Source organism: Streptomyces sp. NPDC025784, assembly GCF_055558435.1.
Genome location: NZ_JBVHMN010000006.1, coordinates 377,435 through 401,223 on the forward strand (window position 1 = coordinate 377,435; position 23,789 = coordinate 401,223).

The window sequence follows — 23,789 nt, forward strand, 5'->3', positions numbered from 1 at the left end:
CCTGATTCCCTGACGAAGGTGGGCAGTCGGTGACCCTACCCGTTTCCCTGCGCGTGGTGAACGAAGGACTTGCGTTCGTCCTCGAGCTTCTGGCGCTCGGCGCTCTCGCATGGTGGGGATGGGAGAGCACGGACGAGATCTGGCGGATCCTGCCGGCCGTCGCCGCTCCCGCCGCGGCTGCGCTGCTCTGGGGAATGTTCGCTGCCCCTCGGGCGCGCTTCAAGGTGTCTGCGCCCACTGTGCTGGTGGTCAAGGCCGTGGTGTTCGGCTCGGCCACCGCAGCGCTCTGGGTGGTCCGGGGACAGGCCTGGGCCGTCGTGTTCGCCCTGGTGATCCTGGCGAACACGGCCCTCCTGACGATGGACAGGTCCGCGACCGCGCGCCGGGCCGCGTAGGCCAACGCCCGTCCTGGGCGGCGGCTTAGGCGGTAACCGAACACAGGATGTCGAACGCCCCTTCTTGCGTGACGGGGGCGGCTGTTGTGCGTCGGGACACCGGTCAGGACGCCACCGACTGCGATCCGACACCGAGGACGTCGAGCATCGCCCGGGTGGCCGGGCTGGGGTTGAACCGGCTCCACGCCAGATACTCGATGCGATGCGGTCCGTCAGCCACCGGGACCAACGCCAGTGCGGGGTTGTCGGCGGCCAGCGGCTGTATGAAGGCCGACGGCAGCAGCGCTATGCCCAGTCCGCGCGCGATCAGCCGGGTGATCAGCTCGACGACGCCCGCTTCGTAGGCGACTTCGCGGACCAGGCCCGCCGCGGCGAAGGCCTGATCGGACTGGGCGCGGGCGGGTGTCCCGTCCACGAAGTCCACGAACGTCTCCTCGGCGATCTCCGGCAGCGTGACCCTGGCGGCATCCGCGAGCCGGTGTCCGGAGGGCACCACGAGTACGTGTTCGTCGTGGTCGAGGACAAGGGCTTCCACACCCGACGGTCGCTCGTCCTCCGGCAGGCCGAGGAAGGCGATGTCCAGTTCGCCCTTGCGGATCGCGGCCACCAGTTCGTCGCTGCGTCCGGAGCGCAGGGCTACGCGGACGTGCGGGTGCTGGGCGCGGTACCGCTGAAGCAGTTCGGGTACGTCGACGGCGGCCGCGGTCACGATGACGCCGACCGCCAGCCGTCCCCGTACCACGCCGGTCGCGGCGGCCGCGTCGGCGACCGCGCGGTCCGCGGCGGCCAGGCACTCACGGGCGCGGACGACGAACGCGGCCCCGGCGCTGGTCAGTTCGACGCGTCGGCTGGACCGGGCGAACAGCTTGACCCCGAGCTCACGTTCCAGACCGGCGATCCGGTGGCTCAAGGACGACTGGACCACGGAGCAACGCTCCGCGGCGCGCGTGAAGTTGCGGGTTTCGGCGACGGCGACGACGTATCGCATCTGCTGGAGATCCACGCAACCATCGTTGTGGTTCATGGCTGGGATGACAAGCATGCTTTGGACACATGACGAATTCCGCCGAGACTTCCCCCCATGCATCCATCCACCCCGCCCTCAGGGGGCCCTCCGCACACCGCGTACGCGGGGCGGGCGGCCACCGTCGCACTGACCGCGCTCGCTCCCGCGTCCTGGGGCACCACGTACATCGTGACCACGGAGCTGCTGCCGCCCGGGCATCCGCTCTTCGCCGGGCTGATGCGGGCCCTGCCCGCGGGGTTGGTCGCGCTGGCGATCACCCGCGTGCTGCCGCACGGGGACTGGTGGTGGAGGGCCGCCGTTCTCGGCGCGCTCAACATCGGTGCACTGTTCCCGCTCCTGTTCCTGGCGGCCGAACGACTCCCCGGCGGTGTCGCCGCCACGCTCAGCGCCACCCAGCCGCTGCTGGTCGCCGGGCTGGCTGTCGCGGTGCTGCACGACCGGCCGACGGTGTGGCGACTGACCTGGGGCGTGCTCGGTGTCGTGGGTGTCGGGCTCGTCGTGCTCGGGCCCGAGGCGGGGCTGAACGTCGTCGGGGTGCTCGCCGGTCTCGGTGGTACGGCCACCATGGCCGGCGGGGTCGTCCTGACCAAGCGGTGGGGCCGTCCCGCCGGGGTCGGTCCGCTGGCCCTGGCCGGCTGGCAACTGACGGCCGGCGGGCTGCTGCTGCTCCCGCTCACCTGCGCGATCGAGGGCGTGCCGGAGCGGATCGACGCCGGAGCGACCGTCGGCTACCTGTGGCTCGGCAGCATGGGTGGGCTGATCGCGTACGCGCTGTGGTTCCGCGGGATCGGGAAGCTGCCGGTCGGTGCGTCCGCACCGTTGGTGCTGCTGTCACCGCTTGTCGCGACCGTCATAGGGATCGTGTCGGGCGAGTCGCTCAGCCTGCCGCAGGCCTTCGGTTTCGTGCTCGCCCTGGCCGCCCTGCTCGCCGCGCAGCTCGATCCCCCGAGCCTGAACGGCCTGCACCGCCCGGTCACGCGCCGCGCATCCGCAGGCCCGCACAAGGGAGAGCGGCGAATCCGAGCGGAGGACCGGATCCGGGACGAGATCCGGAATCGCGGTCAAGACCGGACCGGAGGAGGACGGGTTCGATGAAGACGGGACCGGTGAAGGAGAGTTCGGTACTGACGAGTTCAGCGAGGGACGGTTCGGTGGCGAGGAGTACGGTGCGGGCGGATCCGGCGAGGACACCTATGAGGATCGCGGTGCTCGGCGCCACCGGCATGGTCGGCAGCCGTGTGACCGACGAGGCCGGCGCACGAGGGCACCAGGTGCTCGCCCTGTCCCGGAAGCCCGCGCGTGCGTCGGAGCGTGAGTCGGCGCGCCGGTCCGCGAACGTGACGGCGAAGGCAGTCGACGCGGGCGACGCGCACGCCGTCCGCGAGGCCCTTGCGGGCTCCTCCTCGAAGGGCGTGGCGGACGTGCTCGTGCTGGCGGTGCGGACCGATCCGGTCGACGAGGAGTTCCTGGTCGGCACCACCCGGATGGTGCTGGACATCTCCGCGGAGCTGGGGATCCGCGTCCTCGTGGTCGGCGGGGCCGGTGCGTTGCGCAGCCCCGGCCACCGCGAACTGCCGGTCGCCGACAACGACGCCTATGTGCCGGCCGCATACAAGGCCGTCGCCGCGGCCGGGATCGCTCAACTACGGATCTGCGAGGCCCATGACACCGGCGACTGGGTGTACTTGAGCCCGCCGGCACTGCTCGAACCCGGTGAGAGGACCGGCCGCTACCGACGCGGGACCGACACCCTGCTCACCGGTGCCGACGGCCGGTCGTGGATCAGCGCCGAGGACCTCGCAGTCGCCGTGGTCGACGAACTCGAGACACCGGGTCGCGAACGCCACATCACGGTCGGCCACCACGACGCGCTCCCGTCGTCCTGAGGCCGCTCGTCACCCGCGGCGCGGAGAGCGGCTTCGTCGCATGCCGCGGGTTCGGTGACGGCTCTCACCCGTTCGGGTCCCTCCTGGATGCCCGTGCCTCCCCGGCGGCGTCGACTGAAGGCAGGCCGTCGGTTGGGAGCAGGCCGGGGAGCGGCCTGTACGACAGCGCCGCGTGCACCGGAATGCGAGGAAGATCCCATGGCTCATGAGACCGCCCGTCCGTCCCGTCGCGCCTTCCTGACGAGGGCGGCGACCGCGGGGGCGCTCGCTGCCGTGCCGGGTCTGGCCGCGTCGGCGTGCACCCGGGACCGGCAGACGCAAGCCGCGGCGGCCACACCGAGTGGCACCGGGCCGGAAGGTGTGCTGACGTCCAACGGATACGGACACACCGATGCCGACTTCGCGCGCTCGGGGCTCAAGCGTGACAGCGTCCAGAGCTGGGAGGACGGTTTCCGCACCGCCGCGGACAACGACGACCCGAACGTCTTCGAGTGGTGGTACTCCGACTTCACCGGGGACGACGGCACCGTCGTGTCCTTCACTCTCAGCACCCGCGTCGACGACGGCTTCGTGCCCGAGCCGGGCGAGGCCGGCCGCAGGCCCAAGTCGAGCGTCATCGTCACCGACCCCGACGGCACCAGCCACGGAGGAGTCCACACCTACGGCTGGGACGAGTTCAGCAGCTCGAAGGACCACTGCAACGTGCGCCTGGGTCCGTTCACCTTCACCGGCGACCTGAAGACGTACCACATGAAGGGCCAGTCGGGCGACGTGACCGTCGACCTGACCCTGACCAGTACGGTGGCCCCCTTCCGCCCCGGCACGGGCATCATCTACTTCGGCGACACGGAGGACTACTTCGGCTGGCTGTGCGTGGTGCCGTCGGGCACGGCCACCGGCACGGTCACCGTCAAGGGAGAGAAGCGGTCGTTCACCGGGCTCGGCTACCACGACCACAATTGGGGCAACCGGCCCTTCCCCTACTCCGTCGAGCACTGGCGCTGGGGCCGCGGAGCCGTCGGCCCGTACGCGGTGATCGGCGCCGATCTCCATCTCCGCAAGGAGTACGGTTCCGCAGTCGTCCCCGTCTTCCTCGTCGACGACACCAAGTCCGGCGAGCGCCTGGTCGGAGCGTTCGATCCGCAGAAGGTCACGGCCCAGGAGTCCGATCCCGTGGCACACCCCGATTCCGCCTACCCCGACGACTACTTCAGCACGGTCCGCTGGACCTACAGGAACGGCAAGGACCAGGCCGACTTCTCCTTCACCGACACCGATCAGCTCATCGTCGCCCGGCAGTACGTCACCGACCCCACCCAGGCGCAGAAGACCGCCCTCAAGAAGCTCGCCATCGACGAGATCTGGTACACCCGCTACGCCGCCCGCAACGATCTCACCCTCTCGCTCGCCGACCTCCACGCCGCGGGTACGGGAACAGGGACCCTCGAGGCGGCCCAGTTCGGTCTGCGCACCGCACCGCCGAAGAACGCCACGTCCAGCGCTTCGCCGACGGGGTCCGCGTCCTGAGGAGGAGGCGCGGTGTCGTCCCGTGACGTCGTCGGACAGGCGTGCGGTCAAGACACCTGGTGCGTCGTGTGGCGGATCATTGTCGTGACTCAAGTGGCCACGCCGGGTCAGGAGTTCACCAACAAGGACCAAAGGGCCCGCAAAGCGGGTGCCGAAGCTACGGTGGCGCCTCGTCGCGTGATCCTGGGAGCCACCATGAGAATCGCCTTCTGGACCCTGCTCGCCGGCCTCCTCACCTGCTTCACCGGATACGCCGTCTATCGCACGGCCCTCAGCGACGACCGAAAGACCTTCGTCAGCTGTGCGCTCCTGAGCCTGTGCTCGGGCTGGTACATGGTCACCAACTGGGGACGCGCCTGTCGGGCCGTGCGCGAACGCCTGTCCAGGCCCAGGAACGGCCACGAGTCGAACGCCGGCTCGTGACCCTGCCGCCCGAACGCGCCGTGACGGCGGCCGACTCGGTACGCGATCAGTGGGCGGCGGTGGCGACCGCGAGGCCGAACCCGATCAGCACGACGCCCGTGGCCCGCCCGAGCAGGCGGAACGTCCCCGGTCTTTCGAGGACGGGCCGGGCCTTGGCCAGCAGCAGCACGTAACTGCCCAGCCATGCCAGGGTCAGACCGGTGTGGAGGAGGACCAGGACCGTCATGGCCCACGTGACGGGCATCTGGGCAGGGGCGAGTGTGGGCAGCAGTCCGGTGTAGAAGACCGCGATCTTCGGGTTGAGGACGTTGCCGATCAGACCGGTTCGCCAGGGGCTCCCCGCGAGACGGGCACTGCTCCTGCCCTCGTCCGTGGGCGGGGGGCGGCGGCTGTGTAGCAGCGCCTGTACCCCCAGGAGCACCAGGTAGCCCGCGCCCAGAAGTCTGACCGTCAGGTAGGCCATGGGTGAAGACGCCAGCACCGCTGCGAGACCCGCCACGGTCAGGGCGCCCCAGACCAGCAGCCCGGTCGCGATGCCGCCCACGGTCCGCAACGCGTCGGGCGTGCCGGCCGCGACGGCACGCCGGGTCACGACAGCCATGTCGGGGCCGGGCACCACGACGAGCAGACAGAGCACACCGAGCGCGGCCACGAAGTGAGTCAGCACGCCGTCGGCCTCCCGCCGGGCGGGGTGACCGGTCCGGTCGGCTCGGCCCACTCGGCCGTCACCCCGCCGGGTGCGGGCGGGGGGCCGTACGGGCCGCAGGGAGATCGGGGGGAGGCAACAGTCTCTGGCACAGGCCCAGCGTGCGCGGGTGATCATCGATCGGTCCAGCGAAAGTTTTCGACCGGTACCCGTAGAGGAAACCGATCGTTCAGGCGGCGACCGGCGACGCCTCGGAGAACGGTGGCCGCCGATCACGCCGGGCGCCCCGTCGCGAACACCGCATCGGAACCACACCGTCGGCCGCACCGAATTCCTCAGCCGGTCGCCCTCCCGCCCGGTCCGCCCGTCGGCAGGGCCGGTGGTGGAGGCGGGGGCGGTGACGACGGTCCTGGGGAGGACGGAGTCTCGTCGTCCAGGTCGCCGCGGACCGCGCCGACAGCGAAGCCCAGCATGGTGACGAGGAGCAGCGCGGCGACCGACCCCCAGATCACCGGAATCGCCCACATCGGCCAGTCATTGGCCGACTGGGCCCAGAGCGTCAGGATGGCTGCCCCGCCCATGCCCACGCCGTGCCACCGCACGATCCTCGCCGCTGTCGCCTGACGCCTGTTGTCCCGGGCGAAGAGGCCCCACACCGCTCCGACCAGGGCAGTCAGGCCGAACGAGAGGCAGGCGAGCGCACCGCCGAGGCGGTCTTCGGGCCACCCCACGGGCCCTTCGGACGTCTGCTGCCGCCGTCCGTCGGCATCCCGTACCTCGACGACCTGCCCGTGCCAGATCAAACCGACGACCTTGTCGTCCGGCTTCATCTCCGAGACCACCGGATCGGCCTTCCGGAAGGTCACGTGCCACGGTTTGCCGGAGGGCAGCACCAACTGCGCCTCCGGTGCGGCGCGTTTACCACGGCGCGTGTCGGCCGTCCGAACGGTGAACTTCTGCTTCCACAGGCATCCTGACGCTCGTACCGGCACGGAGGTGCAGGCCGGCGCGGCGCGGAACTCCCGTTCCCGCTCCAGCGCTCCGCGGATCGCCACGGCCGATCCCACCCCTACGGCGAGCGTCGCGACTGCGATCAAGAGCCACATCACGTTCCGCGCCGGGTTGTTGTCCCCCGCTCCCACCGTGTCTCCTCAATTGTCTCGCGCACCCCCGCACGTGCATTCGAGCACGATTGTAGGAGCCAACGACCAGGCCGACCGCCTCCATGGCGTCAAGATCGCGCAAGCATTCCCCCCGGAGACCGGTCACCCCGGCACCGGCCCGCGCCATCAAGACCCCGGGGTTCGGTCCGGGCGAGCGGATCTCGCACGGCACTCCGGTGCCCCGGTCCGGCGACCGGGGCACCGGCGCCGCGGCGGCCGCTTTCCTATCACCGCGACGATGCCTGCCACGCCCGACCCGGCGGTGCGGGCAGCCGTGCTCCGCCGACCGCTGCGGCAGCTCCGTCTCGCCGCGCCTCGCGCGTCCGGGTCCGGAATCGGCATGCCGCTCGACGACGGGCGAGCCCAGGCTGCCGCATGGTCCGGGCCCGCCGGAAGCGTTCTCCCGAGGCGTCAGCATTGCGTAAGGACTCGCAGCGACGTGCGCCGTCGGCCCCGCTCCGTGATGTCGCCCGGCCTCCCCATCGTGGATACGATGACGTGGGGGATGTGACTGCCGGCGAGGCGAGGTCGTCATGAGCAGACGAGTCGCTCCCCGGCCCGCCGAGGGCGCCATGGGCCAGGGGTACGCGTTGCACTCCAGGGCCCAACACCACGCCGCCGACTACGGGATGCCCCTGTTGCACCGGGCGCTGGAAGTGGTTCCGCTCCCGGAGGGTGACGAGGTGTTCCGCGTCGCCGATCTCGGGGTCGCCGCCGGGACCAACTCGCTCGAACCCATGGGGGCTCTCGTCGAGGACATCCGGAAACGCACCAGTGCCGTCACGCCCGTCGTGGTGGTCCACACCGACATCCCGGCGAACGACTTCAACGCGCTGTTCTCCACCGTCACCGGCTCCCCCCAGTCCTACGCGCACGAACCGGAGGTATTCGCCTGCGCCGAGGCCCGCTCCTTCTACGAACCGCTGTTCCCGCCCGCGGAGCTGCACGTGGTCTGGAGCGCGATCGCCGTGCACTGGCTGTCCCGTCTCCCCCGGCCCGTCCCCGACCACATCTTCTGCTCCCGGGCGACCGGCGACGTGCGCGAGGCGCTGCGGGCGCAGTCCCGGCGCGACTGGGAGACCTTCCTCGAACTGCGGGCGCGGGAGCTGCGCGCCGGCGGGCAGCTCGTGGTCCTCGGCGGCGCGTCCGCGGACGACGGGTCCAGTGCCGCCGAGGGGCTGATGGACGCCGCCGACGCCGTACTCGGCGACCTGGTGCGGCAGAAGGAGATCACGCCGGACGAGTACGCGCGGATGACCATCCCCACTTGGAACCGCACCGAGGAGGAGTTCCTCGCTCCCCTGCGCACGGGGCCCGTGTCGGACGCCTTCCGGGTCGAGGAGCACACTCTCGTCGCGCTCCCCGACGATCTGCTGGAGCGGTTCGAGCGGAGCGGTGACGCCCAGGAGTTCGCGCACGAGGTGACGGCGTTCTTCCAAGCCGCCTTCCTGCCCTCCTTGTTCAGCTCGCTGGCGCCCGGCCGCAGCGACGTCGAGGTCGATGCGCTGGCGGCGGCGTTCGCCACAGGTCTGCGGGACCGCGCGGCGGCGGACCCCGAGGCGGTCGAGACGCATTGGCACTTCGTCGCCCTGCGCCTGACGCGCCGGTGACGGCAGCGTTCCCCTGGCCTTGGGACACCGGTGCCGGGAGGGGTCCGCCCGAGCGGGGCGAGGAAGTCGGACGGACCCCGGCACCGGGACACCGGGACGGGTGATCAGCCCGTCGGGTTCGCTAGTTGGCCGTGCAGGCGGAGCCGTTCAGGCTGAACTGCGCGGGCTTGGCGAACGAGCCGCCGTAGGTGCCCTGGAACCCGAAGGTCTGGCTGCCACCCGCCGGGATGCGCGAGTTGTACGCGAGGCCGGATGCCGTGACCGCTCCCGCGGCCGAAGAGACCGTGGCGTCCCAGGCGTTGGCGATCCGCTGTCCCGACGGCAGGGCGAACGCGAGGTTCCATCCCTGGACGGCGGTCGAGCCGGTGTTGGTCACGGTGACGTCGGCCGTGAAGCCGCCGGGCCAGACATTGGTGCCGTACGTGACAGTGCAGGCGCCGGACGGCTGCGGGTCACCCGGGCCGGTCGGTCCCGAGGCGGTGTCGACGCTCGCGGAGAAGGTGTCGACGGCGAGTCCCGTCCCGTTCTCCCACGGCTCGAAGCCGGCCTGAATGCTCGTCAGGTACCAGGAGGGCTGGGCCAGTCCGCGGGACACCGCCTGGCGGACGAAGTCCATCACGTCGAAGCTCCAGCTGCCGATCGCGGAGGGTGCGACGAAGGACAGCACGTCGTTGGAACCGTTGTTGCCCGACCACACCTGCCAGTCGCGTCCGGCGACCGCCGCGCTGCCCACCGGGGATCCCACCGGCTGCACCGGCCCCACATGGTTGAACCAGACCATGATCTCGGTCTTGTTCACACCGTCCTTCCGCGGGGTCGGGTCGAGCCATATGTCGTAGGCGGCGTCGTAGGTCGTGCCGCCCCCATAGGTGTACGAGATGGAGGTCGGGGCGCTGGAGATGCCGTCCAGCCGGGCGGGGAGGTTGGTTCCGGGCGAACAGTTCGTGTAGTGGCAGCCGTTGTAGACCGACGGGTAGGACTTCGGAGCGCCGTTGGTGGGAACCGATCCGTCCGCCCTGCTGATCCGGAAGCCGGTGCCGGTGACGTCGATGCACTGCGGGGCGCTGGTGCCCCACCGGTTGTTCTGGACGACGTAGCGGCCCTGGATCGTGGTCGTGCCGAACGCCTCGCAGATCGAGGTGTCGGCCTGCGCGGAACCCGCGCCGATCGCGAGCCCCGCGAAGGCGCCCAAGGTCATGAGGAGCGCCGCACACAGGGCGCGAGCCGTGCGCGCTTGATGCCGGAGCGATCTCATGGTGGTCCTCTCTGTGGGGGGGTGCCGGGAGACGAGGACGATCGCGGGAGCGCTCCCACAAGTCGAAAGGTGGGAGCGCTCCCATCCTCCCGGTTTGAACGAGACTGTAGGAGTAGGGCATGGCCCTGACAAGAGAGAACGCGGCAACTCCGTCGAACCGCTTTCGAATGCCCAGGTCAGTCGCCCGACAGTCGACGGCGGGCCGGGCCGACGCACCACGGTCGCCCCGGCCCGGCCGGATCACCACACGCCGGCCTCGATCAGTCCTTGTAGTCGGGAGCGATCCGCTCCACGAGTCGCAGCAATGCTGCCCAGGCCAGGTCGTAGGCGATGTCGTCCTGGAAGTCGGCGTCCGCCTCGCCGGCCAGCTGCTGGGCGGTGTACTCGCAGACCTGGGCGGGAGGCAGGACCAGCGGGACGCCGCCGGCCTGGGCGGTGACCTGGATCTCGCAGGCCTTCTCCAGGTAGTACATGCGCAGGAACGCCCGGGCGGCGCTCTCGCCGACGGTGAGCAGTCCGTGGTTGCGCAGGATGAGCGCCGGGTGGCGCCCGAGGTCGGTGACGAGGCGCTGCTGCTCGTCGAGGTTGAGGGCGACGCCTTCGTAGTCGTGGTAGCCGACGCGGTTGTGGAATTCCATCGACATCTGGTTGACCGGCAGCAGCCCGTCGCGCTGGGCGGCCACGGCGCAGCCGGCCTTGGTGTGCGTGTGCAGCACGCAGTGCGCGTCGGGGCGGGCCTTGTGGATCGCGCTGTGGATCACGAATCCGGCCGGGTTGACCCGGTGCGGTGTGGGTTCGACGGGGTTGCCGTCCAGGTCGATCTTCACCAGGTTGGAGGCGGTGATCTCCTCGAAGAGGAGTCCATAGGGGTTGATGAGGAAGTGGTTGTCGGGGCCCGGCAGTCGCTGCGAGATGTGGGTGAAGATCAGGTCGGTCATGCGGAAGTGGGCCACGAGCCGGTAGACGGCGGCCAGTTCGCGTCGCAGCCGCCGCTCTTCCTCCGCGGTGGCGTCGACTGCGGCGGCGGTCGTGAGGGTGTCGGTCACGCGGGTGCTCCTTGCGTACGGGGCGTGCGGGCGGTGATGTCGCAGGCGGGTGCGGCGACTCCTGCCGGGACGGTCACGGGCGTGTGGGGCCGTCCGGTCCTCCACCAGGCGATGACGTTGCGGGCGGGCTCTGTCGCGTAGGCGCGCAGCGAGGCGTCGGTGAGGAAGGCGCTGTGTGGCGAGAGCAGCAGTCGCGGGTGGGTGCGCAGGCGGTCGGTGGCGGCGGGGGGTTCGACGGGGAAGACGTCGAGGGCCGCACCCGCGAGGTGCCCCGTGTCGAGCGCCGCGAGGAGGGCTTCGGGGTCGACGAGGTCGCCGCGGGCCACGTGGACGAGCACGCTGCCCTGGGGCATCCGTGCGAGCAGTTCGGCGTTCACCATGCCGCGGGTCCGCGGGGTGGAGGGGACGTGCAGCGACAGCACGCCGGCGTTCTCGACGAGGATGTCCAGGTGGAGCCGCTCGACTCCGTCGGGCCAGTCCGCGGCGTGCGGGTCGTGTGCGGCGACCCGGCCGAAGACCGGGGCGGCGAGGCGGGCCAGGGTACGGGCGATGCGGCCCATGCCGAGGAGCCCGAGGGTCATCTCGCCGGCCCGGCGCGGCACTTCGCCGAAGTCGGTGCTCCAGCCGCCCGCCCGGACGACCACGTCGGCCTGCGGAAGGCGCCGGGTCAGCGAGAGGGCCTGGGCCAGGGCGTGGACGGCGACGTCCTCGGTTGCCGAGTGCGGCAGGTTGGCCACCCATACACCCCGGCGGGAGGCCTCGACGGTGTCGATCATGTCGTGGCCGGCGGACATGGTGGCGAGCATCCGCACCTTGGGCATCCGGTCCAGCAGCGCGCCGTCGATCCGGGCGTAGCCGACGATGACGGCGTCGGCGTCGTGAGCGACGGCGGCGATCGCGTCCGCGTCGGGGCTGCCGACGACGCGCACCTCGAATCCGGCCTCGTCCAGGAGTCCGACTCCGGGTTCGGGATCGAGTTCCCCCGTGTCGGTGATCACGGCGACGGGTCGCGTCACACCATCCTCCATCAATGATTCGCTCGTCAATGTGGCACAGAACCTACGTTTCGGCAGCATGCATTGTCCAGCCCGGATGAGATGGTTGTTCCAGCGGCAAGCGGACGACCTCGCCCCCGTGGTGCCGGGGCACCCCGCCGGCTGACCGACAATGAGCGAACGGCCGCCCGACCCCGGGGCCGGGCGGAGAACCAGCCAACGGAGGGGACCTTCACGTGGATCTCGACGAGACCGACCTGTCGATCGTGCGGGAGCTGCAGACGGACGGCCGTCTGACGTACGAGACGCTGGCCCAGCGGGTCGGCCTGTCCCGTCCGGCGACCCGCATGCGGGTGCAGCGGCTCCAGGAGTCGGGGGTCGTGCGTGTCGTGGCCATCGTGCATCCGGCCGTGCGGCGACTGACCGCCTCGGCCCATCTGGCCATCGACACCGACGGTCCCGCCGCCCCGGTCGCGCGGGAGATCGCCACGCTCCCCGAGGCCCCGTTCGTGACGCTGACCAGCGGACGACGGTCGATCATGACGGAACTGCGCACGTCCGGCTTCGCCGAACTGGAGCGGACCGTCGAGCGCATCCGCGCCCTGCCCGGGGTCCGCAGCGTGGATCCACTGGTGGCGACCCGGCATGTGAAGGATCCGTATCTGCTGCCCGAGGAGCCCACGGTCGCCCTGCAGGACGCGCTGGACGACCGCATCCTCGCCGAACTGGAGGAGGACGGGCGGCTGCCCTTCGCGGAACTGGCGGGTCGCGTCGGACTGTCGGCCGGCGCGACCCGTTCGCGGACCCTGCGACTGCTGGACGGCGGCGTGGCCAAGGTGGTCGCGCTGGTCCGGCCCGACGTGCTGGGCATGGGCTACCTCTGCGGGTTCAGCCTGCGGGTGGCCGGACAGGCCGCACCCGTGGCCGAGCAGGTGGCGAAGTTCGAGAGGGTCACGTTCCTGTCGACCTGCCTGGGCCGCGCGGAGCTGGTCGGCACCGTCACGGCGGAGTCGTTCGGCGCGGTGCGCGCGACGCTGGAGGACATGCGCGCCCTGCCCGAGGTGCGCGAGGTGGAGAGCTGGCTGCATCTGGAGCTGGTCAAGGAGCGTTACGACCTCGGGCCGCGGACCACCTGAGGCGGCGGCCGGGGCGGAGTACGAAAGGCGACCGGGGCGGCGCACGAAGGGCCACCGTGGACGGGCGCGAAGGGCGACCGCGGACGCGGCGCGAAGGGCGAGCGGGGCCACGCGAGAGGACCGATCGACACCGGCCGCTTCCCGGGCGGCGACCCCAACGGGCAGCTGTGCGACGCGGCCCGCGATCTGCTCACCGGCCCGGCCGGAGTGAAGATCGGCAACCACGGACCGAACTTCCACCTCTCCGAGCCGGACGAGATCATGGCGGACCATCTGCTGCGCGCCCAGGAGGTCTTCCTCGCCTCCTCGGTCCTCGTCGTCATCGGCCTGGTGGTGCGCACCGAGCTGGAGGACTCCCCGGTGATGGAAGACATCCACGCCGACCGGGCGGAGCAGGGCGACCGCAGGCTGCCCGTCGCCGAGGTGCTGCACAAGAGCTGGAAGACGGTTCTCACGGGCGTGTTCGCGCTCGCCACCGCGACCGGCGGCTACTACGTCGTGACCAGCTACCTGCTGTCCTACGGCACCGACGACCTGCGCCTGTCCGAGTCCATGCTCCTCAACGGCCTCACCCTGGCCGCGTTCCTGGAATTCGTGGTCACCCCGTTCCTGCCGCTTCTGGGCGACCGGATCGGCGCGCACGAGGTCGTCGCCGCCGGCCTCGTGGGCGTCGTACTGCAACCTGGTCTTCGCCGGCTTCGCACCGGACACCGCGGTCTGACTGTCGTCCCCGGCCGGAGGCGCCTCCTGGCCCCCGGCGGTCGCGCTCATGGCGGTCTCCGTCATCGGCATCTGGTGCACCCTGTGGCTGCGGACGTACCACCTGCGGCGCGTCGCCGCCGAGACCGCCGCGGGAACCGGACCTGCCCGCCGTGTCCGCGTCGGCACCGGTGTCGACCGGGGCCTGACGGACATCACCAGCCGTGGGTCCGGCCCGCGCCGCCGACCGGGCGGTGCGGGCCGGGCCCCAGCGTTTCCGCGTCCGCCTCGCCACGCGTCGCGCGGTGCACCGTCGCAACGCGGTCGAAGCCCTGACCTCAGCCGCGCAGAGCGGAGACGAAGATGCCCGGCAGCCTGACCGCCTTCGGGTCCGAGGTGTAGGCCGTGAGACGCGCCATCGTGATGCGGCCCGTGCGGTTGGTGACGAAGTACGGGGGGCGGGGTGACAGCGAGAACGATCCGGTGAACAGGCCGCGCGGTGCGGGGGCGAACGGCGCCCGCAGGACGGTCTTCTCGACGTCCTCCAGCATGAAGGCGTTGTGCACGAATCCGATGCCGCTGCCGATCTCCTGGCGACTGTGTCCCGGGTGGGCGCCCCAGGGCGTGTAGCCCAGGAGGAACCCGAACGCCGACCAGCAGTTGACACCGACCGTGCCGTACCGGAGTGCGGTGACGGCCGTGTCCACGGCGGTGCGGTGTGCGCGGTGGGTTCGAGGATGGACCAGCAGCGTGGCGCCGAGAGTCCCGGGCAGCTTGTCGTTGGCGAACTCCGTGGCCGCGCGCAGGAACCGGGACGCGTCGTCGCCCGGCAGCCGCACGACTCCGAGGGCGCTGGCGAACACCTCGACCGTGAGCATCGGGTCGTCCTCGTCGGTGATGTCCGGGACGAGGAGGCGGCAGTTGTCACCGCCCAGCGACTCGGCCTCCGGGTGGGCCCGGGTCACCGCTTCGAGGCGCTCGCCCGCGCCGGGGTAGTAGTCGGTGCGGGACGGGAGTTCGCCGAGCACGCGGCGGACCTCGGCGAGCAGCCGCTCGGTGCCGTCCCAGTGGCGGGGCACGACAAGGATCTGGCTGGCGACGCAGTTGTGGCCGGAGTTGTTCATCTTGCTGGTGACGATGTGCTCGGCCTGGTAGCGGAAGTCCGCCGCGCTCCACGGCCCGGGAGCCACGATGCAGGGGCTCACCCCGCCCAACTCGCTCGTGAACGGCTTGTCGTTGAGCGGGGTGTCGTCACGGCGGCGCTGCTCGGCCCGCTCGTCCGTGCCCCAGACGATGGCGTCGTGGGTGCGTTCGCTGCCGGTGACATGGATGGTGTCGACGCCCACGTGCGCCGTGAGATAGGCGCCCTCCCCGGCGCCGCCGTCGACGAAGCGGACCCAGCCGCGGTCCACGAACTCGGTGAACACCTTCTCGAGGTGAGGCCTGAGGTAGGCGTTCACCGGGTTCATCTTGGCGAGGACGACCTGCCCTTCGGCGTACAGCTTGTGCAGGATGTCGAGCGGTGTGATGGCAGGTACGTTGCCGGCGCCGAGCACCAGCGCGACGCGCGGGCCGGACGCGGCGCCGCGGTACTGCCCCGCGGCACGGACCAGCGCCTGTTCGCGGGTCGTACCGGGCAGTGTCCACACCTCGGCGCTGAAGCCGTTGAGCAGCAGGCGGTCGGAGACGGTGGCGGGGAAGACGTCGACGACGGTGCGGCCGTCGCGCTCACGCACGGCTTTCGCCGCGACGGGGTCCTGTCCGGCGGCGAGGCGCCGCAGCACGTGCAGGTAGGCGCTCACGGTCTGCGCCAGCGCCCACGGTGCCGTCACCCAGTCTTCGGTGGCCCACACCGATGTGGGTCCGTACCCCTTGGCGCGGGCGGCCTCGGCAACGACCTCGGCTGCTCCGGCGGCGATGCGGGGAAGCATCCGCTCCAACAGGGCGATCCGTTCCGGGAGCGCCGTGGCGGACCAGGTGGCGGCGTGGTCGCGCAGATCGGCGACGGCGTGATCGAGGGTGGTGCGTTCGAGTGCGGGTGCGGCGTTCAAGGGTCCACTCCAGTGCGGTGACGGGTGCGCGGGCCGCTGCGGCATGCGGCCCGGTGGGACGGGTCAGCTGCCGAGCCGGGCGACGTCCCGGGCCGGGTCGACGAGCAGGAAGGACGCGGCGGCTCCGGCGGCGAGGAGCAGGCCGGACAGCAGGACGGCGCTCTCGTAGCCACCGCTGCCCTGCGCGTCGACCAGGGCGCCGACGGCGACGGGGGCGGCGAGACCGGCCGCCGTCACCACCGCGTTCATCGTGCCCAGGGCACCGCCGCTCCTGGCGGGCGGCGCGAGTTCGGCGACGGTGGTCGCGGCGACGGTCGCGTACGATCCGCCGAGCCCGAAGCCGAGAGCGACCAGGACGGTCTTCGGGGCAGGGCCGTCGACGAGCGGCAGGGCAAGACAGCAGGCGGCGCCGAGGGCGAGCAGCCACCCGCCGACCCAGCCACGGGCCCGACGGGTGCTGACGCCCCGCCGCATCAGACGCCCGGTGATCCCGGCCTGGGCGAGCAGTACGACGGCACCGATCGTCCAGGGGACCACGACGACGATGCCGGCGTCGTGAGCCGAGTAGCCGAGGGCGTTGCGGAGGTAGGACGGCAGCCACACGAGCATCAACGCGACGGCCCAGTAGCTGGTGAAGTAGGCCAGGGTCGCGCCGATCCAGGTGCGGCTGGCGAAGATCTTCCGGTACGGAGGTGCGGTCCGCGCAGACGGACGCACGGCGGTGTCCTGGGGCGCTGTGCCGTGGCGGCCGTCCGCGCCGAACCTGGCCCAGGCCGCGACCCACACCAGGCCGGCGGCCGCGAGGACCCACAGAGCCGCCCGCCAGCCGTGGTGCTGGATCACCCACGACAGACCGGGGGCGGAGACGATCACGCCGAGAGTGACGCCGAGAGTGATCAGCGCGCCGGGCAGATTGCGCCGGTGGTCGGGGAACCACGCCAGCGTGGCCTGCTGGGCGACGGGGAAGGCCGGGCCTTCCGCCGCCCCGAGGAAGACACGTGACACGACCAGCACGGTGAGCCCGCCGCCGATCGCCGCGGGGACCTGGGCGACCGACCACAGGAAGGCCATCACCAGGAGCAGTGCTTTGGGCGACACCCGGTCGGCGGCCAGTCCGACGACGACCGCGGCGACGGAGAACAGCAGGAAGAACGCGCTGTTGGCGAGGCCGAACTGCGTGGCACTCAGGTGGAGGTCCCCGCGGATCTCGTCGGCGGCCAGACCGAGGACCGACTTGTCCGCGAAGTTGACCATCATGAAGACCACGAGCAGCGCGGTGACCGTCCAGGCGCGGGCACTGGGGCTGCCGGTGGCTCCGGTGGGCCCAGCGGAGTGCCGGGTCGCGGCGGGTACGGCGGTCATGGGTGCTCCTGAGGAAGAGGGCTGACGGCCGTACGCGGTAGGCCGTGGAGGACGACGAGCCGGGCCCGCACCGCCTGGGACGGCGGGCTGTGCGGGCCGAAGCCGGTTCAGGACAGCCGGACCCCGGCGATGGCGATGCGCTCCATCACGCGGCGCTGCGGGAAGTAGTCGTTGATCGCGTAGTGCTGGGTGGCGATGTTGTCCCAGACGGCGATCGAGTCGGGCTCCCAGTGGAAGCGGACCTGGTACTCGGGGATGCGTGCCTGGAGGACCAGGATGTCGAGCAGTTCGCGGCTCTCCGCGTCGGACAGCCCCTTGATGCGGGTGGTGAAAGGTTCGTTGACGTACAGGGTCCTGCGGCCGCTGCGCGGGTGGCGGACCGCGACCGGGTGTTCGACCTGCGGCCAGTGCCGGCGGAAGGCGGTCTTCTGCTCGTCGTTCATGAGGGCGCCCCAGCTGGGTTCCCAGTCGTGGACCGCGGTGAGGTTCTCGATCCGCGCCTTCGTCTCGTCCGGAAGGTTGTCGTAGGCCGCACCCATGTCCGCCCACATGGTGTCGCCGCCCGCTGCGGGCACCTCCACCGCGCGCAGGACGGAGCCGAGCGCGGGAGCGGCCATGAAGGAGTGGTCGCTGTGCCAGATGTTCTTGTTGCCGGCCGCCTTGGCGTCCTTGGCGAGCCGGGAGACGCCCGCGGTTCCGGCCTTCGGGAAGAACGGGTTCGGTTCCGGCGGGCCCCAGATGCCGGACAGCGCGAGCTGGTGGTCGGCGGTGAAGCCGGTCTGGTTCCGGAAGAAGATCACCTTCCACTCCAGCAGCGCCCGCCGCAGTTCCTCGGCGAGTTCTTCGGTGATCGGCCGGGTCAGGTCGACTCCGCCGAGGACGGCGCCGAAGTGCGGGGTCATCGGGCTGATCTCGATCAGCCGGTAGGCGCACGGCTCCGCGCCGGGCGCGAGCCGTTCGAGGACACGGCTCCCGTAGTGCATGAGGGGCTTGTCCAGGACGGGCTTGGGGTTGCTCACAGGATGGGTCGCGACGTCGTGCATGGGGTTCCTCCCGACAGCGGTCCGCTGATTACGTAACCGGCAGTATCGATATTGCGATGCGGCGGGGCAAGGGGTCGGGACAGGTTGTTTTCCAGCAGGTCCGCCGGCTCCGGATGCTCTTCCGGGCATGCCGGAGGGCGCGTCGGCGTCACAACGCGCCGCGCGCTCAAGGAGTTCGACGAGGGGCGTCGGCCCGTCGTCACAAGGGGCGCCGCCCCGTGGTCACAAGGGGCGCCGCCCCGTGGTCACGCCCGGGCGGCGACCGCCCGTCCGATCAGATCCACTACGGACTCGACGAGCGCCTCGTCCGGCAGGCGCTGTTCGCCGACCAGCCGGAAGACCAGCGAGGCCGCCACGAGCGTCGCCGCGGCCGGCACGTCGACGTCCGGGCGCACGTCTCCGCGCGCGACACCGCGTTCCAGCAGATGCCGGGTCTCGCTCATGACCCGTGCGGTGTAGGCACGATAGGCGGCGGGTTCCGCATCCGCCTCGGCGGCGGAGCCGATCACACCGGCGAGCAGGCGGCCGACACCGGGCTGCCGGTACGCCTTCGTGCGAGCCGTCAGCACGGCCCGCAGCTCGGCCCGGAAGTCACCCATGTCCGGCACGGTCAGGGGCCCGATCCTGGACTCGGCGGCGGCGATGACGAGGTCCTGTTTCGTGGACCAGCGCCGGTACATGGCGGGCTTGCTCACCCCGGCACGAGCCGCGACGGCGTCCATGGTCAGCGCGCCCATGCCGTTCTCCGCCACCAGCTCGACGACGGCGTCCAGCACGGCTCGGGTGACGCGTTCCTCCCGGGGTCGTCCCGGCCCTCTGCGCGCCTGCTCCACCTGCTCCTCGGACATGTCGTGACCATACGCGGGCCCCGCACCGTGCCGCCCGCGGGGTACGGCGCCCGCCGCACGTACGTCTACGCGCTCATCTCGGCCCGGAGCACATGCTTGGTGACCTTGCCGGAGGGCGTACGGGGCAGCTCCGGCCGCAGGACGAGCTCGCGCGGGATCCTGTAGCGGGCGATCCGCGGATCCAGCCACGCGCGCATCCCCGCCAGGCCCAGCATCGCACTCCCCCGAGCCACCACGACGACCACCACGGTCTCGCCCCAGTGCGGGCGCCCGACGACGGCGACGTCGAGGACGTCCGGGTGAGCTCGCAGCGCCCCCTCGACCTCCTGGGAGGCGACGTTCTCACCACCGGTGACGATCACGTCCTTCATCCGGTCGACGACGGTGACGAAGCCGTCCTCGTCGACCCGGCCGAGATCGCCGCTCCGGTACCGGTCCCCCGCGAACGCCTCGGCAGTGGCCGGTGCGTCGTCGAGGTATCCGACCATACGGGTGTCGGAGCGCAGCCAGATCTCACCGGTCTGCCCCGGGCCGGCGTCGACGCCGTCCGGTCGGACGACCCTCGGATCCACGCCCGGCATGCCGCCGCGCCCGATCGCGCCGGCCCTCTCCACCTGTTCCGCCGGAGACAACGACGACCCCACAGGGCCCATCTCGCTCATCCCGTACACCTGGTGGAAGTCGTCCGATCCGTACGCCTTCATCAGACGACGTGCGGTGTTCCTCGTCGAGCGGTCCGGCTCCGTAGATCCAGGAGCGGACGGACGTGAGGTCGTGGTCGGAGAAGTCCTCGACGGTCTGCACCGGGGCGACGAGCGCGATGGGCGCCCCGAACATCGCGGTGACGCGTTCCCGCTGGATGGTCTCCAGCGTGCCGCGCGTGCCAGATCGACATGCAGATCAAGAAGCGCTCATCCCGGTGGAGGGGGATCGCGGCCGCGGTGTACGTCGCCGTCAGCGCGACCCCGCGACGGGTGTGCACGCACCCCTTGGGAGTGCCGGACGTGCCCGAGGTGTACAGGATCTGCGCCGTCATCACGGCCAGTCGGTCGCCGGGCCGCAGCCCGGCCTGCCGCAGCACGGTCGCGGCACGGCGGGCGGCTTCGGCGAACTCCTCGTAGGCCCATCGCTGCCCGCCGTAGACGACGGCTTCCTTGTTTCCGGCCGAGCGAACAGCGCTGTCCAGCAGGGCACCGAGGTGCATCACGTTCTCCTGACGAGCCTGACCGGGCGACCGGTCGTAGCGGGAAACTCTGAATGATGGTTCACTTCTTGCATGGCCTATCGCAAGACACCCGCCGAAGTCCGACGGCTCGAAGCGGCCCGGGACCACCTCGTGGCCTGCGCCACCGCGGTCGTCGCCGAGGTGGGCTGGTCGCAGGCCTCGGTGACCGCTGTCGCCGACTCGGCCGGGATCGCGGCGGGCTCGGTCTACCAGCACTTCGCGTCCAAGTCGGCCCTCGCCGTCGAGGTGTTCCGGCGTGCGGCCGGACGCGAGGTGGAGGTGCTGGCGCAGGTCCTCGAAGGACCCGGCACCGCCGTGGAACGGCTCGCCCGCGGCGTGGAGGTCTTCGCCCGTCGCGCGCTGGAGAACCGCGGACTCGCCTACGCCCTGCTCGCCGCGCCGGCCGAACCCGCCGTCGGCGTCGAGCGCCTCGACTTCCGCCGCCGCTACCGCGCCCTGTTCGCGGAAGTGGTCCGCGAAGGCATGACGGCGGGACTGCTGCCCGCCCAGAACGGCGAGATCACCGCCGCCGCGCTCACGGGCGCGATCGGCGAGGTCCTCGTCGACCCGCTCGGCGCACCCGACGAGGACGCCACCGACGAGCTCCTCGCAGAGCTCAGGTCCATGGCCCTGCGCTGCGCGGGCGCCCCGTCCGTCTGACCCGACCCCGCTCCCAGGAGGCCCGATGTCCACGCCCGCACCGCGCAGCCACCCCGCCGCCGTGACGCACGAAGTGACCAACCAGCCGCCGCCGTTGGCCGGGCACGACGTCGCCGACGACCCGGTGCTGATCGAGGGCGTGCGCCGCGAGGGTGCCGCCTGGTACCTGGACGACCTGCACCGGCTCGGCCGTCGCACGGGCAGCGAGGAGGTGCAGCGCTGGGCGGACGAGGCCAACCGGTACGAGCCGGTGCTGCGCACCCACGACCGTTACGGCCACCGCGTCGACGAGGTCGACTTCCACCCCTCGTACCACGCGCTGATGGACGTGGCGATCGGCGAGGGGCTCGGCGGCAGCGCCTGGGCCGACGAGCGCGAGGGCGCACACGTGGCGCGCGCCGCCGGGTTCATGGTGTGGAGCAGCGCCGAGGCCGGACACGGCTGCCCCGTGTCCATGACCTACGCGGTGGTCCCGGCGCTGCGCCACACCCCCGATCTCGCCAAGGCGTACGAGCCGCTGCTCACCAGCCGTGTCTACGATCCCGGTCTGCGCACCCCGGCCGACAAGCGCGGCCTGCTCGCCGGGATGGGCATGACGGAGAAGCAGGGCGGCACCGATGTGCGCGCCAACACGACCGCGGCCGCCGAACAGCCCGACGGGACCTGGCGGTTGCGCGGGCACAAGTGGTTCACCAGCGCGCCGATGAATGACCTGTTCCTCGTCCTCGCGCAGGCACCGGGCGGCCTGTCCTGCTTCCTCGTCCCGCGTGTCCTGCCCGACGGCAGCCGCAACACCTTCCGCATCCAGCGGCTCAAGGACAAGCTCGGCAACCGCTCCAACGCGAGCAGCGAGCCCGAGTTCGACGACACCGTGGCGTGGCTCGTCGGGGACGAGGGCAAGGGTGTGCGCACCATCATCGACATGGTCACCATGACCCGGCTCGACTGTGTGCTCGGCTCCGCCTCCGGGACCCGCGCCGCGCTCGCCCAGGCCGCCCACCACGCACGCCACCGCACGGTGTTCGGCGCCAGGCTCGTGGACCAGCCCCTGATGCGCAACGTCCTGGCCGACCTGGGCCTGGAGTCGGAGGCCGCGACCACGCTCGCGCTGCGGCTGGCCGGGGCCACCGACCGGGCCCGGCGCGGCGACGCCCAGGAGCGTGCCTTCCTGCGCCTTGCCACGGCGGTCGGCAAGTACTGGGTGTGCAAGCGTCAGCCCGCCGCCGTCGCCGAGGCACTGGAATGCCTCGGCGGCAACGGATATGACGAGGCCTCAGGCCTGCCGCGGCTGTACCGCGACGCCCCGCTCAACGGCATCTGGGAAGGCTCCGGCAACGTCAACGCCCTCGACATGCTGCGTGCCCTGGCCCGGGAGCCCGAGTCGCTGGAGGCCTTCCGTGCCGAGATCGAGGCGGCGGCCGGTGCCGATCACCGACTCGACACCGCCTGGCGGGAGTTGCGGAGCGAACTCGTCCTGACCGAGGACGCTCCGCTGCGCGCCCGCCGTGTCATCGAGCGGGCGGCCCTGGTGCTCCAGGGCTCGCTGCTGGTCCGGCACGCGCCGGCCGCGGTCGCCGACGCGTTCTGCGCCTCGCGTCTCTCCGGGGACCAGGGCCTCGCCTTCGGAACGCTGCCGCCCGGCACGGACTTCTCCGGACTGCTGGAGCGGCTCCCCGTCTGACGGGATCCGGCGGGGCGCCGTCGGCCGCGCCCCGCCCTCCGCACGGTGCGGGTGTCCGGCGGGCACCCGCACCGTGCGGAGGCACACCCCGAATCGGGCTCGTCATGCTGCGACGAGCCCGAACCACAGAAAGTGGCTCGGTCCTTCGCCGTCCGCCGCACCGCCGCCGTCCATCAGACCGCGCGCCGCGGTCGCGCGTCGGCTCCCGGCCGGATAGGGCAGCGTCGAGGCCAGCGCCTCGGCCCGCGTGAGCGCCTCGTCGGCCTCCTCCGTCCGCTGGAGCCCGGCCCGGGAGACGGCGAGGGCGACCCGTGCCTCCGCCTCGGCCGGCCGCTCGCCCGTCCGGCCCGCTCGCCGGACCTCCGCGAGTGCGATCCGTCGCGCGGACTCCGCCCGTCCTGAGAAGAGTTCGCCCCGGGCCACCAGGACCGGCGCGTCGTCCGCGAAGCGGTCGAGGGTCCGCAGCGCCAAGTGCGGGCGGTGCGTGCACAGGGCGAGTTCGGCGCGTGCCGTACGCACCTCGTGACCGACCTGCCGGTCGCCGCGTTCACCGGCGGACGCCTCGGCACGGTCCAGGAGCGCTTCGGCGTCCGCCGTCGCACCCGCCCGCATCCGCACCCGGGCCGGCGTCGCCAGCGCGTACGGCAGGCACCAGGCACCGTCGGGATCGGCACCGGCCACCGCCGCCTCGGCGAGGGTGCGGGCCTTCTCGGGCTCCTCCAGCAGCAGGTGCAGTTCGGCGAGGTTCGCCCGCTCGAACGCGGCGGCCGTGGGATCTCCGGACTGCTCGGCGAGGTCGAGCGCGCGCTCGCCGGTGCCGACGGCTTCGCGCAGCCGGCCGGCGCGTCGCGCGTTCTCCCGCAGGGTCGACAGGACCGAACCGAGCAGCGTCGGATCGCCGTACGCCTCGGCCGCCGCCCGCTCGGCGGCCCGGCGCAGCCGGTCCTCCGGGCCCGGCTGCGGCGCGGCGGCGCGCACCAGGGCCAGGCAGGCATCCCGGTCGGGCCGTGCCAACACCTCGCGTACGAGCAGTCGTTGACGGCATGCCGATCATCCCCGGAGCGGCATGACGAGCCCTGCGACAACCCGCCTCGCACCGTGTCCGCGGCGC

The 23,789-nt window shown here is 71.8% G+C and carries 21 protein-coding genes and 1 pseudogene; 10 read left to right on the forward strand and 12 right to left on the reverse strand.

The genetic code is table 11. From position 1 onward, the window contains the following. Positions 1 to 29 precede the first annotated feature (29 nt). The gene (locus tag ACZ4IF_RS17125) at positions 30 to 395 is read left to right on the forward strand and encodes a YrdB family protein (RefSeq protein WP_467563637.1); all 366 of its coding nucleotides are present in this window, start codon (positions 30 to 32) and stop codon (positions 393 to 395) included. Positions 396 to 498: 103 nt separating this feature from the next. On the opposite strand, the gene ACZ4IF_RS17130 is transcribed toward ACZ4IF_RS17125, so the two are convergent. After that, positions 499 to 1,398, reverse strand: coding sequence for a LysR family transcriptional regulator (locus ACZ4IF_RS17130; protein ID WP_467563727.1), 900 nt, complete (start codon positions 1,396 to 1,398; stop codon positions 499 to 501). A 78-nt stretch (positions 1,399 to 1,476) separates the two neighbouring features. Here ACZ4IF_RS17130 and ACZ4IF_RS17135 point away from each other — a divergent pair, with 78 nt between their 5' ends. The 4 genes from ACZ4IF_RS17135 to ACZ4IF_RS17150 all read left to right on the forward strand — a co-directional run bounded on the left by ACZ4IF_RS17135 (position 1,477) and on the right by ACZ4IF_RS17150 (position 5,258). Further along, positions 1,477 to 2,517, forward strand: a complete 1,041-nt coding sequence (locus tag ACZ4IF_RS17135) for an EamA family transporter (protein ID WP_467563639.1) — start codon at positions 1,477 to 1,479, stop codon at positions 2,515 to 2,517. Between the two features lie 98 nt (positions 2,518 to 2,615). After that, a complete protein-coding gene (locus tag ACZ4IF_RS17140; RefSeq protein ID WP_467563641.1) occupies positions 2,616 to 3,308 on the forward strand; it encodes an NAD(P)-dependent oxidoreductase in 693 nt (230 codons plus the stop codon). A 198-nt stretch (positions 3,309 to 3,506) separates the two neighbouring features. After that, entirely contained in the window at positions 3,507 to 4,835 is a 1,329-nt protein-coding gene (locus tag ACZ4IF_RS17145; protein ID WP_467563643.1) for a lipocalin-like domain-containing protein, read from the forward strand. A 195-nt stretch (positions 4,836 to 5,030) separates the two neighbouring features. Further along, the gene (locus ACZ4IF_RS17150) at positions 5,031 to 5,258 is read left to right on the forward strand and encodes a hypothetical protein (protein WP_467563645.1); all 228 of its coding nucleotides are present in this window, start codon (positions 5,031 to 5,033) and stop codon (positions 5,256 to 5,258) included. A gap of 46 nt (positions 5,259 to 5,304) precedes the next feature. On the opposite strand, the gene ACZ4IF_RS17155 is transcribed toward ACZ4IF_RS17150, so the two are convergent. Together ACZ4IF_RS17155 and ACZ4IF_RS17160 are read right to left on the reverse strand one after the other, a co-directional pair. Next, positions 5,305 to 5,925 carry a LysE family translocator gene (locus ACZ4IF_RS17155; RefSeq protein ID WP_467563647.1) on the reverse strand — a complete coding sequence of 207 codons (621 nt, stop codon included), beginning with the start codon at positions 5,923 to 5,925 and terminating at the stop codon, positions 5,305 to 5,307. 314 nt (positions 5,926 to 6,239) lie between these two features. After that, positions 6,240 to 7,046, reverse strand: a complete 807-nt coding sequence (locus ACZ4IF_RS17160) for a hypothetical protein (RefSeq protein WP_467563649.1) — start codon at positions 7,044 to 7,046, stop codon at positions 6,240 to 6,242. 554 nt (positions 7,047 to 7,600) lie between these two features. Here ACZ4IF_RS17160 and ACZ4IF_RS17165 point away from each other — a divergent pair. Continuing rightward, positions 7,601 to 8,677, forward strand: coding sequence for a class I SAM-dependent methyltransferase (locus ACZ4IF_RS17165; protein ID WP_467563651.1), 1,077 nt, complete (start codon positions 7,601 to 7,603; stop codon positions 8,675 to 8,677). 121 nt (positions 8,678 to 8,798) lie between these two features. On the opposite strand, the gene ACZ4IF_RS17170 is transcribed toward ACZ4IF_RS17165, so the two are convergent. The 3 genes from ACZ4IF_RS17170 to ACZ4IF_RS17180 all read right to left on the reverse strand — a co-directional run bounded on the left by ACZ4IF_RS17170 (position 8,799) and on the right by ACZ4IF_RS17180 (position 11,994). After that, positions 8,799 to 9,932 carry a glycoside hydrolase family 12 protein gene (locus ACZ4IF_RS17170; RefSeq protein WP_467563653.1) on the reverse strand — a complete coding sequence of 378 codons (1,134 nt, stop codon included), beginning with the start codon at positions 9,930 to 9,932 and terminating at the stop codon, positions 8,799 to 8,801. A 260-nt stretch (positions 9,933 to 10,192) separates the two neighbouring features. Further along, on the reverse strand, positions 10,193 to 10,978 hold the full coding sequence (locus ACZ4IF_RS17175; protein WP_467563655.1) for a class II aldolase/adducin family protein: 786 nt from the start codon (positions 10,976 to 10,978) through the stop codon (positions 10,193 to 10,195). Then, the gene (locus ACZ4IF_RS17180) at positions 10,975 to 11,994 is read right to left on the reverse strand and encodes a C-terminal binding protein (RefSeq protein WP_467563657.1); all 1,020 of its coding nucleotides are present in this window, start codon (positions 11,992 to 11,994) and stop codon (positions 10,975 to 10,977) included. Before ACZ4IF_RS17180 ends, ACZ4IF_RS17175 begins: the two co-directional genes overlap by 4 nt. 215 nt (positions 11,995 to 12,209) lie before the next feature. Between ACZ4IF_RS17180 and ACZ4IF_RS17185 the strand changes: the two genes are divergently transcribed. Both ACZ4IF_RS17185 and ACZ4IF_RS17190 read left to right on the forward strand, forming a co-directional pair. Beyond that, complete coding sequence (locus tag ACZ4IF_RS17185; RefSeq protein ID WP_467563659.1) at positions 12,210 to 13,109, forward strand: Lrp/AsnC family transcriptional regulator; 900 nt, start codon at positions 12,210 to 12,212, stop codon at positions 13,107 to 13,109. A gap of 207 nt (positions 13,110 to 13,316) precedes the next feature. After that, positions 13,317 to 14,144: a hypothetical protein gene (locus ACZ4IF_RS17190; protein WP_467563661.1), complete on the forward strand. Its 828-nt coding sequence runs from the start codon at positions 13,317 to 13,319 to the stop codon at positions 14,142 to 14,144. A 2-nt stretch (positions 14,145 to 14,146) separates the two neighbouring features. Here the strand turns inward: ACZ4IF_RS17190 and ACZ4IF_RS17195 are convergent, their stop codons facing one another. The 5 genes and pseudogenes from ACZ4IF_RS17195 to ACZ4IF_RS17215 form a co-directional block, all read right to left on the reverse strand. Next, positions 14,147 to 15,859 (reverse strand): aldehyde dehydrogenase family protein, encoded by a 1,713-nt coding sequence (locus ACZ4IF_RS17195; RefSeq protein WP_467563663.1) that lies wholly within the window; start codon positions 15,857 to 15,859, stop codon positions 14,147 to 14,149. A gap of 63 nt (positions 15,860 to 15,922) precedes the next feature. Then, on the reverse strand, positions 15,923 to 17,221 hold the full coding sequence (locus tag ACZ4IF_RS17200; RefSeq protein ID WP_467563665.1) for an MFS transporter: 1,299 nt from the start codon (positions 17,219 to 17,221) through the stop codon (positions 15,923 to 15,925). A 107-nt stretch (positions 17,222 to 17,328) separates the two neighbouring features. After that, positions 17,329 to 18,264 carry a TauD/TfdA dioxygenase family protein gene (locus tag ACZ4IF_RS17205; RefSeq protein ID WP_467563667.1) on the reverse strand — a complete coding sequence of 312 codons (936 nt, stop codon included), beginning with the start codon at positions 18,262 to 18,264 and terminating at the stop codon, positions 17,329 to 17,331. A 245-nt stretch (positions 18,265 to 18,509) separates the two neighbouring features. Continuing rightward, complete coding sequence (locus tag ACZ4IF_RS17210; protein WP_467563669.1) at positions 18,510 to 19,112, reverse strand: TetR/AcrR family transcriptional regulator; 603 nt, start codon at positions 19,110 to 19,112, stop codon at positions 18,510 to 18,512. Positions 19,113 to 19,177: 65 nt separating this feature from the next. After that, a pseudogene (locus ACZ4IF_RS17215) lies at positions 19,178 to 20,316 on the reverse strand (class I adenylate-forming enzyme family protein). Between the two features lie 72 nt (positions 20,317 to 20,388). Between ACZ4IF_RS17215 and ACZ4IF_RS17220 the strand changes: the two are divergent. Continuing rightward, positions 20,389 to 20,997: a TetR/AcrR family transcriptional regulator gene (locus tag ACZ4IF_RS17220; protein ID WP_467563671.1), complete on the forward strand. Its 609-nt coding sequence runs from the start codon at positions 20,389 to 20,391 to the stop codon at positions 20,995 to 20,997. Positions 20,998 to 21,022: 25 nt separating this feature from the next. Next, positions 21,023 to 22,678 carry an acyl-CoA dehydrogenase family protein gene (locus ACZ4IF_RS17225; RefSeq protein WP_467563673.1) on the forward strand — a complete coding sequence of 552 codons (1,656 nt, stop codon included), beginning with the start codon at positions 21,023 to 21,025 and terminating at the stop codon, positions 22,676 to 22,678. A gap of 102 nt (positions 22,679 to 22,780) precedes the next feature. On the opposite strand, the gene ACZ4IF_RS17230 is transcribed toward ACZ4IF_RS17225, so the two are convergent. After that, entirely contained in the window at positions 22,781 to 23,695 is a 915-nt protein-coding gene (locus tag ACZ4IF_RS17230) for a hypothetical protein (protein WP_467563675.1), read from the reverse strand. Positions 23,696 to 23,789: the final 94 nt, after the last annotated feature.